Genomic DNA, 14,845 nt, shown 5'->3' with positions numbered 1-14,845 from the left:
TTTAAAATGTTCAACCTGAATGATTTGTTTATGATTCCTAAAAAGCTACAGACCTTACAATTATTTTTTTCAAACTTGTGTTTTAGAAATATTTATAAAGTCGTTTACAAACTGAGTCATTCAAATCAATACAAACATAATCGCCGTTTTTGGCCGTATTATCAGGTTGAACGTGATACTGAAAATGGTTTACAAAAACTCTTTTTCAAACAGAAGTTGGTCGTCGATAATACACAAGCTGTTTGTACAGAAAACAAACTATGCATGATGATTGCAACTGGGCCATCAGTCCAACAAATCCCTCCCGAAGCTTTTACCCGCTCCGATATAGATTATGTTGGATTAAATGGCGCAATTTCGATGCCTAATGTTGTGTTTAAGCATTATGTCATTATTGACCATAATTTCGTTGAGAGCCGTTTTGATTTAGTGTTGAAAGTTCTCAATAGCAATTGTACGTTTTACACTACACCACGTTGCTTAGATCTGATTTTACGAAAAGTTTTATTTCAGGATATCCAATGTAACATTAGAGTCGTAGAACCTATTACTCGCGGTGAAATTGAACCAATCTTACAGCCTAAAAAAGCTGTCGACATGCAAAAAAATTATTTCTATACCAACAATCAATTGGGTTTTTCAACTCAAATATATACCGCGATCTTTGATTATTTTACTGTAGCCTACGTTGCACTACAGATTATTCACTCACTCCGCTATCAAGAGATTTACTTAGCTGGGTTAGACATGAATAATTTTACCCAACCCCGTTTCTATGAGAGTGCTGAAAATAAACAACCAACGCTTTTAGACAGATCATTGGATTTCACATTACCAGCCTTCGACTTAGCAGCACAGTTCTTTAAGGCTCAAGGAATTACCGTATATAACCTTTCTGAACATAGCGCTGTGGAAGCATTTCCAAAAATAAATGCAAAGGACTTATTTAAATCCCAATAAAATGCATCCGATTCAAGGTTATTTTTTCGAGTGCTGACTAAAAATCTAAGAGTGAGTGCTTGAAATATTGTCCTCGCACAAAATGCTTATCCAATATCTGACGCTCTTTCCCCGCAAGTTTTATGAGATTCGGATACTCATCTGGTGACTCATGAATAGCTAAATCAATGAGGGTCTTTTCTTTAACCCATTTATTTTTAACTTGATAGAAAAACGCATTTTTATCACAATTGATTAATACCATACTCGGTACTAAATCTCGCATCACCTTCTGACACGCGACATAAGCCACAAGATACTCTAACCGACCAATACGCTGAAAATAGTCTTGAGAATTATCATAGTTGGCTTGGATATATTGGATATATTGCTTTGGTCCAAGATCAATCGCCTTAAAAAGTTCATCAAACCATAATTGATAAAATGGATTCTTTTCTACACTCGCCAGTAACCAATTTTCAATCACGGGAAAATCAGCCAGCGTCGTATTTTTTTTCCGATAATAGGCAAAGCTTTGTGTTCCTGTTTGCTGGATGAGATTTTCAATCCAATCTAATTTTTTATAAACAATAATACTTGCATCCAACCAAATCCCACCATAATGATAAATCAAGTCAAAACGGATTAAATCTGCGCGTTGCTGGGATGTTGCTTTTTGCAAAATAGGTGAGGTTAGGTCAAAACTAATAAAATCTGCGACATTATTTGGATTTAACAGATTCACAGTATAGTCAGGATGTAATTTCTGAATATGATCAATACAATGCCGAACCAAAGCTGGCATGTTCCCTTCCCAATAGATCCATATCTTTTTAGGTAATTGAACGCTTTGATTCTCTGGCTTAGCCTGTAAAACGATCTGATCTGCATAGTTATCTATGGCATCACATTTATTTCGTTGTTTTAAATTAAGCAGCGTATAAAACTTAAAAATATAAAATAACTTTTTAAAAATTTTCATTTTAGTCGATCATTTAGCCTTGTATCAAAACACCTTAGGACAATTACAAATACTTATGCTTCACCGCATAAAATTTGTCACGCCACATTCGTTTTTGCTTTTTAACCCCATAAGAAAAACTTCGACCTTCTTTTTCTTTACGAGAAATTCCTTCTGCAGCTACAGTCCCCAAAATATCACTGTCCAGACCCGCTGGTTTGACCAATGCAGGCCATACTCCTAAACCTTTCCCATTTTTACTGAGCCAAGTTTGAAAGAAAATATCAACAGGCATGGTCATTGATTTTCCTTCTTGTATAAATGCTTCAGCACCTTTGCGTGACCAAACTAAACCGAGACCGCGAATAGGGAAATAAAAAGCGTGCCATAAGCTCATGCCATCAATATTCGTAACATCTTTGCTTAGTTTTTTCTTTTTGGCTGCAATATTGATCAAATACCAATCTAATTCTTTATGCTGATTTAGATAGGTAAGTACGCCATCAAGCTTGTCTTTAAACTCTTGATTAATCTTCATATCATCTTCAAGCACAACTAAATAATCAGCATCTGTCGTTAGAAACTTCTCCGCGCAACCGTAGTGACTCAAATAACACCCCAACTCTGAATTCATCAAACTACGACCCAGTGCTTGATTCGCACCATGATCATCATAGTTTGTAAACTCAGTGAGTGCTTTGCCTCGACCATCGACCGCAGAAAAGCGCTCAAAAGGCCAATTGACTTGATCCAACTGCTGTGTTGCTCGCTCAAGTCGTTCCTGACTGCCGTCCAAATTAATTAAATAAGTAACAACTTTCATCATGAACCTTTAAACCAAAACGGAATGGGGTAAATAGCCTGCTAATTTTTCATGCATTGCATCACTGATCTGCTTTGCAGCATCGCTACTCAGCTGATCCAAACTTTGAATACAACCATATTTAATTTCGGGATTTTGAAGCGCCTGTATAAAACTATTCAAACTATCCTGATTTTTAAGATACGCCAGTTCAAGATCAGGCTTCAACTCCGCCTGCTGTTTTTGAATCTTAATATGGTTCATCAGTGAAATTGGATTTAGCTGTTCTACACTTCGAAATTTAAACTTGATCTGTGTTTCTAAACGCTGCGGATGCGCAAGCAAATAGTCCTTTAATGCATCACGATCTACAATATGAGGATAATGATGAATTTCAAAGAACTTATTAAAGCCTAAAATATCCGCACCAAGCATCTGCGCAATCATATGCTTAGGCTGTATAGGTTGACCCAATTGACGACTCATAAACTGGCGATATTTCAGCTTGGCTTTAAGCGCAAAGCTACTTTGCCAGTGACCATAGACCACCAAATGATCATCTTTTAAGAAGTCTTCAATTTTTGCTGGCGAATTAAAAAAGAAATCATCATTCAGGTAGATAAAATAATCCGACAACCCCTCAATATTCCAAAGCATCGTTTCAATAGAACGTGTATTGAATGTGGGCAAGTGCTGTTCAAAACCTTTGAAAATTTCGCGGTGATCAACCACCCGAATTTTATCTTTAGCACATAGGCCCTGCGCGACAAACTCATCAATAAATTCAGGACGTTGATTGTCTGCTACAACATAAATATGACGACAAAAAGGAACATATTTTAAAATTGAAGCAATATTGTAATAAATTTCATTATTGCTGGCGAAACGCGTATCACTGATCGCATCAGAGGCATCTTCACCCGTCAAATATTTATGGCGCTTTTTTTTCAGTTCAATGTCATTACCATCTACCCAGGCAATCACAACATCAATATTTTGCATTCGCTTGATCACTTCAAAACATGAGTCTACTTAGTGGCAATTATTGCCACGCATCCTTAATCCACTGCGATGGCAATACATAGCGATACCATTTCCCACCGCCACCATGAATCGCGTCAGGTGGATTGATCTCACCATGGAAAATAATGATTTTAACGCCTTCAGGTTTCACAGGCGGCTTGAAATACGCCAAAGGAATCTTTTGTAGGCAGTGATATTTATAGCTCTTACACCAACTATCTGGCCAGTAAGACAACTTTTTCTCTTGATCGACATACCATGACAAATAGGCTTGCTCATTACGAAACTTCTGACGAATTTCATCAAAATGTTCACGGAAATAAGGCATTAATCCCGGGAAAGCGCCCAATTTAAAACGGTAAACCGAGCTATTACCTGTAATACGCCACGGGCGTTTCCAATCATGAATAATCAGAAAATCCCCTGGGTGGGTAAAGAAACTGTCAATATTGTCAACAATCACCACATCCAAATCTAGAAATAATGCATTCCCCTTTAAACCATACAAATCTGGTTCAAATGTAGACAGCTTATTCCACCCTCGTTCAGGACTCCCCGGTGGTAATGCCAATGGTGGAATCGGAAAACATTCAACTGCAGGGTCAATTCCTTCAGAACGATCTGTTAGGCAGACCATTTTGAAATCAACCGTGGTATGACGTTTCACCATATTATATAAACGATTGACGTACTCGGCCCCATATTTGGTGCCCCATTTCATGCACAACACAACATTTTGTTCTGCTTGGGTATCAGCCTGTTTTAACAGCGCATCGTTCACGTTTTCCTGCATGTTCTATCATCCACCAGCATTCTGTTTCATATCATAACATCTCTGACAAGAAGTTAGTGTATGGCTTTTTCAAAGCCTTCATAATACTCAAAATAGTTTGTGCTATGATACGAAGTCGCTTTTTACAAATCAGAAATGGTTTGAATCCAAGCTCCCATATGAAGAATATAGAATCAGGTTGATATGAAAATAGCAGTTGCAGGCACCGGTTACGTCGGCCTTTCTAATGCCATGATCTTCTCACAACATCATGAAGTTATTGCACTGGATATCATCGACACAAAAGTCGACATGTTGAATAAAAAAATATCTCCGATTCAGGACGCAGATATATCGACATTTTTAAGCAAGAAACCGCTTAATTTTCGTGCTACAACTGACAAATATGAGGCTTATCGAGGCGCTGATTTTGTCATTATTGCGACACCTACCGACTACGACACAAAAACCAACTATTTCAACACTCAAAGTGTCGAAAGCGTAATCCAAGATGTAGTTGGAATTAATCCTCAAGCAACCATGGTTATTAAATCCACGGTGCCCGTAGGATTTACTCAGAAAGTAAAAGCACAATACAACACCGAGAACATTATTTTTTCTCCAGAGTTTTTACGTGAAGGTAAGGCTTTACATGACAATCTTTATCCTTCACGTATTATTGTCGGTGAAAAATCAGAACGTGCTCAATTGTTTGCAGACATGTTGATTGAAGGTGCCATTAAAAAAGATAGTCCAGTATTATTTACAGACTCTACAGAAGCTGAAGCAATTAAATTATTTGCCAACACTTACCTTGCAATGCGCGTCGCTTATTTTAATGAACTCGATACCTATGCGCAGTCCTTTGGTCTGGATACCCGTCAAATTATTGAAGGCGTATGTTTAGATCAACGTATTGGCAACCATTACAATAACCCATCCTTTGGCTATGGTGGCTATTGTCTACCGAAGGACACCAAGCAACTTCTTGCCAATTACAATCAAGTGCCAAGCAACCTAATTCAAGCGATTGTCGATTCCAACAGTACACGTAAAGACTTTATTGCAGATTCCATTATTGCGAAAAACCCAAACACTGTTGGCATCTACCGTTTAGTGATGAAAAGTGGCTCAGATAACTTTAGGGCTTCAGCTATCCAAGGCATTATGAAACGCATTAAAGCCAAAGGGATTAATGTGATTGTCTATGAACCAACTTTAAATGAAGAGGAATTCTTTAAATCAAAAGTAGTCAATAATTTAGATCAATTTAAGCAGCAAAGTGATGTCATCATTGCCAATCGCAAGTCTCAGGACTTAAGTGATGTTGAAGATAAAATTTATACTCGTGATATTTTTGGAGGTGATGAATGAAAGTTTTAGTCACAGGTGCAGCAGGTTTTATTGGTTTTCATGTTGCTAAAAAGTTGCTTGAACGTGGTGATAGCGTTGTCGGCTTTGACAACATGAATGATTATTATGATCCTACACTCAAACAAGCACGTGTTGATTTATTAAATCAAACAGCCACCCAAAATGCAGGACAATTCGAGTTCATTCTAGCCAATCTTGCCGATAAAATAGCAGTTGATCAATGCTTTCAACAGCATCAGTTTGATCGCGTCATTCACTTGGCCGCACAAGCAGGCGTGCGCTACTCACTTGAAAACCCAATGAGTTATGTCGAAAGCAATATTATTGGCTTTACCAATATTATTGAAGCATGCCGTTATGCGAAAACACCGCATCTCACTTATGCCAGCACAAGTAGCGTCTACGGTGCCAATACCACCATGCCATTTAGTGAAAAACATGGGGTCAACCATCCTGTGCAATTTTACGCTGCCACCAAACGTGCGAATGAGTTAATGGCTCATAGTTATAGTCATTTATTCCAACTGCCAACCACTGGCTTACGTTTCTTTACGGTCTATGGCCCGTGGGGTCGCCCAGACATGGCTTTATTCAAATTCACTAAAAATATCATTGAAAACAAGCCAATTCCTGTGTTCAATCATGGTAACCATACCCGTGATTTTACGTTTATTGCAGATATTGTCGAAGGTGTGATTCGCTCAAGCGATCAAATTGCACAAGCCAATCCAAACTGGGATAGCAACCATCCAGATCCATCGACCAGCAATGCGCCTTTCCGTATCTTTAATATCGGCAATAATAATCCTGTTAAATTGATTGAATATATTCATGCAATTGAAAAAGCATTAGATAAAGAAGCCATTTTGGACTTATTACCTTTACAAGCAGGTGATGTACCCGACACTTTTGCTGACAGTACAGCCTTGGAACAAAGTGTAGGCTATAAGCCTTCAGTTTCAGTTGAAGACGGCGTCCAACAGTTTGTACAGTGGTATCGAAATTTCTACCAAGTTTAAAGACGAATGTGGTCATTAAACTGTACAAAATAAAACCCCTAATTTTTTTATGATTAGGGGTTCTATTTTCCATGATATTTAAATCGACAATCTTAGATATAATCAATTTTAATTGTCAGGCTTTTTAATCATTAAAGAGCATCTGCACAGTATTCAAATAATATCCTATTTCAGAATATCGAATAATCAAATATTTTTTTAAATTAATCCAATAATACTCTGTAGGCCACATTAAGAGCGCCATAAGGCTCCCAGTTTGATATCCCACTCAGCAGGAGAAATAACCATACGCCCTGCGTTTGGTGTTAATGTAATTTCGCTAAACAGTATTGCATCTTGCGACAATAAAAAATCTATTCGGCTATAGCCATATTCCAAACAAAGTTTTTCAGATAACTCCATCATCTTCTTCATCCTGCAAGGCTCAATAACTGGTTGCGGTGTATTTTCTTTCAAGTCAACGGTGAACGGCTGTAATGACCAAGAAGTATCATAAATATTTGAATATTCAGTACCATCATGCCCACGAACATCAACCTCAACATACATCGGTTGCCCTTCAAAACAGTGAACTCGGCAGGTCGTAATAGTCGCAAGTGTTTCAGCATCACGATATAAATCAACATAATGCTCCGCCAAAATAAGCGGCGAAATATTTTTATAGTGCCACTCGCGTTTGCGGTAGTACATATTCATCTTTAAACTATTTTTGAGCTTAATTTCTGTCCGATTAAAATCAAATGAATCTTTATCATGACAAATCGTAGCACTTCCACTATCGTGCGTGCATTTTAAAACAAACCGGTTTGGAAATTGATCAAAATTGATATCATTAAAATCACAATATGTCCCAATCAATGGAACCATATATTCTTCACCAATTCGATCTATCACCAGCTCTCTGACAGCGAATTTATCTGCTAATTTAGTGTGTAGTGCGCTTCTTTCAAAAATCATTCGCGCAGTCACTTTCTCATTAAAACTTTCTGGTTGATTAAAATTTGGGGTATATCCCAATTTATTAATAAACCTTTTTGTTAGATATTTTTCATCCGAAACAAACATCGTTCTAATTACTTTTGCTTGATATATAAGATTGTTAATCATTGGTTAAATTTTAAATACATCTCATTTTTACCAAATGATAACAAATTTATTCAATTGTGTATGCTTTGTGAATATTATATTTTTTCAGAAACTAATAGATAATGTGGTATTGATCATTTTAAAATCAAAATTAGTCAATAAAAATAAAATAGAGAAAATAAAAAAGGGCTCCGAAGAGCCCTTTTCACATCAAATTACTTATTTTACATAAGTCAACCAATGTGCATATTTTGGATCTTTACCTTTAACCGCATTAAAGAATGTGGTTTGAATTTGTTCAGTAATTGGGCCACGCGTACCTGAACCGATTTCACGGTCATCATATTCACGAATTGGCGTCACTTCAGCAGCCGTTCCTGTAAAGAATGCTTCATCTGCAATATAGAACTCATCACGGGTAATACGACGCTCAACCACGTCATATCCTAAATCTTTTGCAATGGTAATAATGGTTTGACGTGTAATACCATCCAGTGCACCACCTGCGATGTCTGGCGTATGTAATACACCATCTTTGACCAAGAATACGTTTTCACCAGAACCTTGACATACATAACCTTGTGGGTCGAGCAACATTGCTTCGTCATAACCAGAATGTGCCACTTCTTGGTGAGCCAAAATCGACAAAGTGTAATTACCTGACGCTTTTGCTTTACACATCGTCACGTTTGGATGGTGGTGAGTAAACGATGAAGTTTTCACACGAATACCTTTCGCCATCGCTTCATCACCGAGGTAGGCACCCCAACTCCACGCAGCAACAACAGCATGAATAGTATTATCTGTGGCAGCAATACCCAGCTTTTCCGAACCAATAAAGATAATTGGACGCAAGTAACAAGATGCTAATTTATTTTCACGAACCACATCAATTTGAGCTTGCTCTAGTGCTGCTTGATCAAATGGAACTTTCATTTGATAAATTTTTGCAGAGTTCAATAAACGCTTAGTGTGTTCTTTTAAACGGAAAATAGCCGTGCCATTCGGTGTTTCATAGGCACGGACACCTTCAAACACACCCATGCTGTAATGCAAGGTATGTGTTAAGACGTGAGTTTTCGCTTCACGCCAGTCAACCAATTGTCCATCTTGCCAAATAAAACCATCACGATCAGCCAAATTCATGACACACACTCCAAATTTATATACACAGTCATGTTACCCAATGCTCACAATTGAGCTTGGATCAATTAATCTTTGCCATAATTTGCAAACGATCACTCGGGTATCGCGCCAGTCCGCAGCATTTACTTGCATGGATTGATTCGCAAGGGCTAAGCGGTGGCTCTCGGCTCGTTCACTGAGATAAGCTTGAATCAATGCGGTCGCATCGTCGCTGGATAAGCAACTGGCTTTTGCGGCGTCTTCAAGGATTCGTACATTGTCGGAATAATGGGCAAGATCTGGATGAGACCCACTCCACGCCAACACAGCATACTGTGCCATAAATTCGATATCGACGATACCACCTGCGTCTTGTTTTAAATGAAAAATTCCATCTTTTTGTTGTTCTTTAGAAGAACCCAAATGGTCTTTCATTTTCTGACGCATGTTCAACACTTCTGCACGTACATTTTCTTCATCACGCGGTTGCGTCAAAATTTGGCAACGCAGTGCTTCAAACTTATCACGTAGGCTGGCCTCACCTGCAATCGAACGAGCACGCACCAATGCTTGATGCTCCCACATCCATGCACTTTTCAATTGATATTGCTCAAAAGCCTTTAAACTCGTCACCAATACCCCAGCTTCCCCTGATGGACGTAAGCGGGTATCAATTTCATAAACCCGACCATCAAGCGTTTGAGTCGTCATTAGTGACATAAATTTCTGAGCTACCCGCATGGCAAATTCAAATCCACTGATGGCCTTTAACCCATCAGTATCAGCCTGCTCATCCATATAATGAATAAAGACCAAATCTAAGTCTGAGCCATAACCCAGCTCAATCCCGCCAACTTTACCGTAGCCCACGACTGCAAATGCCAAATGATCAATCGAACAACGTTGACCGTCCGTATCAAGCGGATAACCATGTTTCTTTGCGGTGATTTGGTAAGCCAAATTCAAAGTTGTACTGACCGAAACCTCTGCAATATCCGTCAAAGCATCAGATACTTTCATCAATGGGCTTTCTGCCAAGACATCGCTAGCCGCGACTGCCAACACATTGGATTTTTTGAATAGGCGCAGTACACGCATCAAGTCTTCAACATCATCCAGCTCAATGCGGAGTAACTGTTGACGTAGCGAATCTTCCAAATCTTGACGGCGAGGCAGCTCAAAATCCATTGACAAGAATTCATCCAACAGCACTGGATAATGGGTTAATTCTTCACAAATCCATGGGCTCACCGTTGCCATTTTGACTAAGCGTTGTAAAGCCCCTTTGCTCTCAATCAACATGACCAAATATACGGTGCGTCGCATCACTGACTCCACCAAGGGCATGAGACGTAGCAATGCGGCTTGTGGTTTATCTGACTGTAAAATCGCTTCAATCAAATGTGGCCAAAACATCTTTAAACGTTGTACCGCTTTGGCAGGCAATTTTTTTAACGCATGACCATGCCAAAACTCGTGTATAAGATTTTTCGCCCCCTCATCCAAGACTTCATTTAAACGCGTCTCAAGTTGACTAAAACTTTCCACAAAAGGGTCATGTTCTTTTTCTTTAATTAAATGCTCAAACTGGTAAATGACTTTGGCGCGCTTTTGGTTTAAATACTCAATAAATGTATCCCAACTTGCGAAGCCCAAAGTATCAATCATACGCTGACGCAGTTCAGGTTCTGTTGGTAAAGACTGGGTTTGTTGATCATTCAAGGCTTGAATCGCATGCTCTACACGGCGCAAAAACAAATAAGCATCTTCTAGCTCATTGACTGCTTGCCCATCCAGTAGACCCACTTCACCCAAATGATGCAAGCTGACTAAACATTGACGGTCTTGTAACTCTAATTTTGCCCCGCCATAAATTAATTGGAACACTTGTACAATAAATTCGACTTCACGAATACCGCCCGCACCTAACTTAATATCGTCTTCAATATTACGGCGTAGCACCTCACGCTCAATCATGGCTTTCATTTCGCGCATGGCTTCAAAAGCAGTGTAATCGACATACTTACGGAATACGAAAGGACGAGTCATGCCCAATAACGCATTCCCCTCTTTTCCACCCGTAACAATTCGCGCCTTGATCCACGCATAGCGCTCCCACTCGCGCCCATGCTGACTTAAATATTTTTCCAGAGCGGCATGACTAATCGCCAGTGCTGAACCGTCACCCCAAGGACGCAAACGCATATCTACACGGAAAACAAAACCATCCGCAGTGATATGGTCCAGCAAATAAATCAGCTTCTGTCCCCACAAAATACAAAACTGTTGTACATCAATACACTTGCGCCCATCTGTTTCACCCTGCTCGTCAAAGGCAAAAATCAGATCAATATCACTGGACAAATTCAGCTCTTGTGCACCGAGTTTCCCCATCGCAACCACGATTAAATCTTGAAGTTTATGGTTATAGCCTACAGGTTGCCCATATTTAGCAATCAAGGGTACTAATGCAAATTCTTTAGCAACGCATATCGCCGCATCAGCAAAATCAGAGAGCTCGCGCGTCAAGGTCATCACATCAATCAACTGATTGGCATCTTGCCAAATCCAACGAAACATGAGGCGTGCCCGTAAAACACGGAGTGCGCGCATCCATGTATTTTCATCACTTATATCTTGTAAAGTCTGCTGAACTACAGCAAAAATTTGTTCGGTCGTCAGTGGCTGAGAAAACTGATCAATAGCATAATCTTTTTCGATATCAATATGATGTATAGATAGGACTTGTTCAGCATATTGACTTGCGCGCAATGTCTTTTGCAATTGCTCAGCATTCATGATCGACCCTTTCACATTATTTTGGTTATTTATAACAGCAGATCATGATATTAAGCGAATTATTTTTATAAAGAAAACATGATTATTCAATAAATTCTTGTTGGGGCGAAACCAAAGACAAAGCTTGGTGTGCGCTGTTTGAGCGCGGTAAGCTGACGATGAAGGTTGACCCAACGCCCTCTTTAGACGTTACAGAAATTTCGCCTTTATTTAAGTCAACGAAACGTTTGCAGAGTACTAATCCTAGACCCGTACCTTTTTCCCCCGCTGTACCTTTAAAGCTAATCGTCAACTTCGGTTCAAATAATGATTCAATTTGCCCATGCGTCATGCCTAAACCTGTGTCTTGAATATAAATATCAATAAAGTCATCGCGCTGTTTGGCATCAATCGTTACCACACCATTGCCATGCATATGGGTGAATTTGAGTGCATTTGAGACCAAGTTCTGAATGACAGAAGTCACCATATTGATATCGGCAAAAATTCTTAAATCATCAGGGACACGGTCGATCAGTTGAATATTTTTATTGACCGCTAGACCATTTAGTACATCAAAGACAATTTGTGAAGACTGTTTAAGTTTATAATGAATCGGATGGTAGAAAGAACGCCCTCCCTCCGCCATAGCCCAATTCAGCAAGCTTTCTAACAAGCTATAAGTCGATTGGGCAGTATCATGTAAATAGTCTGCAATACTTTGTATACCCAACTCATCCAAACTCTCACGCTCTTCAGCCAACACCTCTGAGAAACCGATTAAACCATGAAATGGTGCTCTTAAATCATGTGCAATAATTTGAAAGAATTTGGTTTTACTGACATTCATAGCCACTTGCTGTTCATATAACTCCTTAAGTTCGGCATTTTCCATACGCAAATACAGAATATTAAGAAAACTCATTGCAAGCTCTTTCACACTGTCAATCGCATCTCGATCAAAAGCATCCTGTTGCTCATCAAACAAAATCAACTGACCAATCGACTTTGCATCCTCTTTTAAGTCTATTGCGACCATTCGATGATGCACAAAGCCCAAATCGGAGAGAGATTGCGACATTTTTTTATAATTTGGATGTTGTACATCTATAAAGAAATGGTCATCAAAATAAACTGAAAAATTGCTTTCAGCGGGTCGATGAACAGCGTTAAAGGAATTTTGAGCAACATACCAAATATAAGGCTCATCTATAAATGTTAAAATCGCTGTTCTTGCTCGCAAAATTTTTCTTGCAAACTTAAGGAAGCTTTGAATTTTGTTATCTTGAGTATTTACACCCAATAATAAAGATAAGTGACAAGCACTTAATTGTTCTGTATCAGACCCGATTTCCAGTAATTGAATACCCATTTCTGCCTCATCTTTTGTGATTTTATCGGCACAAACCCATTATTTATTCTATGTATTAGCAAACTTTCACTATTAAAACAATATAAAAACACAACAATACGATGATGGCATTTAACAAAAAAATCAACTATGGCGAGACTTTATCTTTGGATTTATTTTACTATTTGAAAAAACATGATTTATCTGTACTTTTATAATTTCAAGTCATCAACAGCCTCAGCCATAAATTTCCGGCAATAAAAAACCCCAAGACTGAATATGCTTGGGGTTTTTAATATCTTGGTCCCGAGGGTCGGACTCGAACCGACACGTCATCTCTGACAGCGGATTTTGAGTCCGCCGCGTCTACCAATTTCACCACCTCGGGAAGGTGTTGATGCGTATATTAAACTTTTTGAAAAACTTGTCAACGTAAGTTGATGACAATTGTCTATTTTTAAGTCACATGTGCTTTTTTAGCTTTATATTTGTGCAATATCAGCGTTCATGTCCAAAAAAGCATATACTAGCGCCAATTTTATATCCTCTATTTTGACGCTGCTTTTCCATCATGCAACTTTCTGATTTTAATTTTGACCTCCCCGATGAACTCATTGCTCGTTATCCTTTAAACACGCGCAGTGCTTCTCGTCTTTTACACCTCGATGCACAAGGTCGATACCACGACCACCAATTTACCGATATTCTCGAATTACTCAATGAAGGCGATTTATTGGTGCTCAATGACACCAAAGTGATGAAAGCACGTCTCAAAGGTAAGCGTGCTAGTGGTGGTGCAGTCGAAGTTCTGGTCGAACGCATGCAAGATGCATTTATTGCACACTGTCACATAAAAGCCAGCAACACACCCAAAGCGGGAGCTGAACTTTTTATTGGCCCAGATGCTGTTAAAGTCACGGTGCTAGGTCGTCATGAAAATTTATTTATTGTGGAGTTTTCGCAGCCAATTCTCAATGTTTTGGATTTATACGGCCAACTACCCATTCCGCCGTACTTTAACCGCGAAGCCGAAGCGATTGATACCGAGCGCTATCAAACAGTATTTAATGATCCAACCAAGTTAGCCAGTGTCGCGGCACCGACCGCAAGTCTACACTTCGATCAAAAACTGTTAGATCAGCTTGCAGCTAAAGGCATTCAAAAAACGTTTGTCACTTTACACGTGGGTGCTGGCACCTTTCTGCCTGTACGTACCGATGACATTGCCAATCACATTATGCATAGTGAATGGTGTGATGTTCCTGAGCATTCAGTTGAGCTTATTCGTCAAACCAAAGCGCGTGGTAATAAAGTCATTTCTGTCGGAACGACAGCGACACGTGCGGTTGAAAGTGCAGCACAGGCACATGATGGTGAACTGAAAGCTTGGACTGGAGATACCCAAATTTTTATCTACCCAGGTTATGAGTTCAAAGTGGTGGATCGTCTTATCACCAACTTCCATCTGCCTGAATCGACTCTCTTGATGTTGGTTTCAGCGCTGTCAAATCGTGATAATATTTTGATGGCTTATCAACATGCAGTTGCAAACCAGTACCGCTTCTTTAGTTATGGCGATGCCATGTTAGTCGACCAACTTCAACCCAAATAAGAA

12 protein-coding genes and 1 tRNA gene are annotated in these 14,845 nt (G+C 39.2%); 4 read left to right on the top strand and 9 right to left on the bottom strand.

Annotated features, from left to right (window positions below; all coding sequences use genetic code 11):
- Positions 1-30: 30 nt before the first annotated feature.
- Positions 31-960: a lipopolysaccharide biosynthesis protein gene (locus ACZ8ZH_RS02670; protein WP_110974665.1), complete on the top strand. Its 930-nt coding sequence runs from the start codon at positions 31-33 to the stop codon at positions 958-960.
- 37 nt (positions 961-997) lie between these two features.
- Here ACZ8ZH_RS02670 and ACZ8ZH_RS02665 read toward each other — a convergent pair whose 3' ends face one another.
- From ACZ8ZH_RS02665 to ACZ8ZH_RS02650, 4 genes are read right to left on the bottom strand one after another with little or no spacing between them, the layout of a single operon-like run.
- Entirely contained in the window at positions 998-1,921 is a 924-nt protein-coding gene (locus tag ACZ8ZH_RS02665; protein ID WP_119064681.1) for a glycosyltransferase family 32 protein, read from the bottom strand.
- Positions 1,922-1,964: 43 nt separating this feature from the next.
- Entirely contained in the window at positions 1,965-2,723 is a 759-nt protein-coding gene (locus ACZ8ZH_RS02660) for a glycosyltransferase family 25 protein (RefSeq protein ID WP_119064729.1), read from the bottom strand.
- A 9-nt stretch (positions 2,724-2,732) separates the two neighbouring features.
- Positions 2,733-3,704, bottom strand: coding sequence for a stealth family protein (locus ACZ8ZH_RS02655; protein WP_086210435.1), 972 nt, complete (start codon positions 3,702-3,704; stop codon positions 2,733-2,735).
- 40 nt (positions 3,705-3,744) lie between these two features.
- The gene (locus ACZ8ZH_RS02650; protein ID WP_086210436.1) at positions 3,745-4,518 is read right to left on the bottom strand and encodes a glycosyltransferase; all 774 of its coding nucleotides are present in this window, start codon (positions 4,516-4,518) and stop codon (positions 3,745-3,747) included.
- A gap of 183 nt (positions 4,519-4,701) precedes the next feature.
- On the opposite strand from ACZ8ZH_RS02650, the gene ACZ8ZH_RS02645 reads away from it, so the two are divergent.
- On the top strand, positions 4,702-5,871 hold the full coding sequence (locus ACZ8ZH_RS02645) for a nucleotide sugar dehydrogenase (RefSeq protein WP_119064683.1): 1,170 nt from the start codon (positions 4,702-4,704) through the stop codon (positions 5,869-5,871).
- The gene (locus ACZ8ZH_RS02640; protein ID WP_110974661.1) at positions 5,868-6,890 is read left to right on the top strand and encodes an NAD-dependent epimerase; all 1,023 of its coding nucleotides are present in this window, start codon (positions 5,868-5,870) and stop codon (positions 6,888-6,890) included. The genes ACZ8ZH_RS02645 and ACZ8ZH_RS02640 overlap by 4 nt, the downstream gene beginning before the upstream one ends.
- 231 nt (positions 6,891-7,121) lie before the next feature.
- Here the strand turns inward: ACZ8ZH_RS02640 and ACZ8ZH_RS02635 are convergent, their stop codons facing one another.
- The 5 genes from ACZ8ZH_RS02635 to ACZ8ZH_RS02615 form a co-directional block, all read right to left on the bottom strand.
- Positions 7,122-7,997: an ATP-grasp fold amidoligase family protein gene (locus ACZ8ZH_RS02635; protein WP_086210439.1), complete on the bottom strand. Its 876-nt coding sequence runs from the start codon at positions 7,995-7,997 to the stop codon at positions 7,122-7,124.
- Positions 7,998-8,195: 198 nt separating this feature from the next.
- Positions 8,196-9,122 (bottom strand): branched-chain amino acid transaminase, encoded by a 927-nt coding sequence (locus ACZ8ZH_RS02630; RefSeq protein WP_086210440.1) that lies wholly within the window; start codon positions 9,120-9,122, stop codon positions 8,196-8,198.
- Between the two features lie 33 nt (positions 9,123-9,155).
- Positions 9,156-11,900 (bottom strand): bifunctional [glutamate--ammonia ligase]-adenylyl-L-tyrosine phosphorylase/[glutamate--ammonia-ligase] adenylyltransferase, encoded by a 2,745-nt coding sequence (gene glnE, locus ACZ8ZH_RS02625; protein ID WP_086210441.1) that lies wholly within the window; start codon positions 11,898-11,900, stop codon positions 9,156-9,158.
- 82 nt (positions 11,901-11,982) lie between these two features.
- Positions 11,983-13,251 carry a sensor histidine kinase gene (locus ACZ8ZH_RS02620; protein WP_119064684.1) on the bottom strand — a complete coding sequence of 423 codons (1,269 nt, stop codon included), beginning with the start codon at positions 13,249-13,251 and terminating at the stop codon, positions 11,983-11,985.
- 280 nt (positions 13,252-13,531) lie between these two features.
- Positions 13,532-13,618, bottom strand: a tRNA-Leu gene (locus tag ACZ8ZH_RS02615).
- Positions 13,619-13,801: 183 nt separating this feature from the next.
- Between ACZ8ZH_RS02615 and queA the strand changes: the two genes are divergently transcribed.
- A complete protein-coding gene (gene queA, locus ACZ8ZH_RS02610; RefSeq protein ID WP_119064686.1) occupies positions 13,802-14,842 on the top strand; it encodes a tRNA preQ1(34) S-adenosylmethionine ribosyltransferase-isomerase QueA in 1,041 nt (346 codons plus the stop codon).
- The last annotated feature ends 3 nt before the right edge of the window (positions 14,843-14,845 follow it).

The organism is Acinetobacter sp. SW-226 (assembly GCF_055632855.1).
The sequence above is the reverse complement of the archived record's forward strand: the minus strand, read 5'-3'. Positions and strand labels throughout refer to the sequence as shown.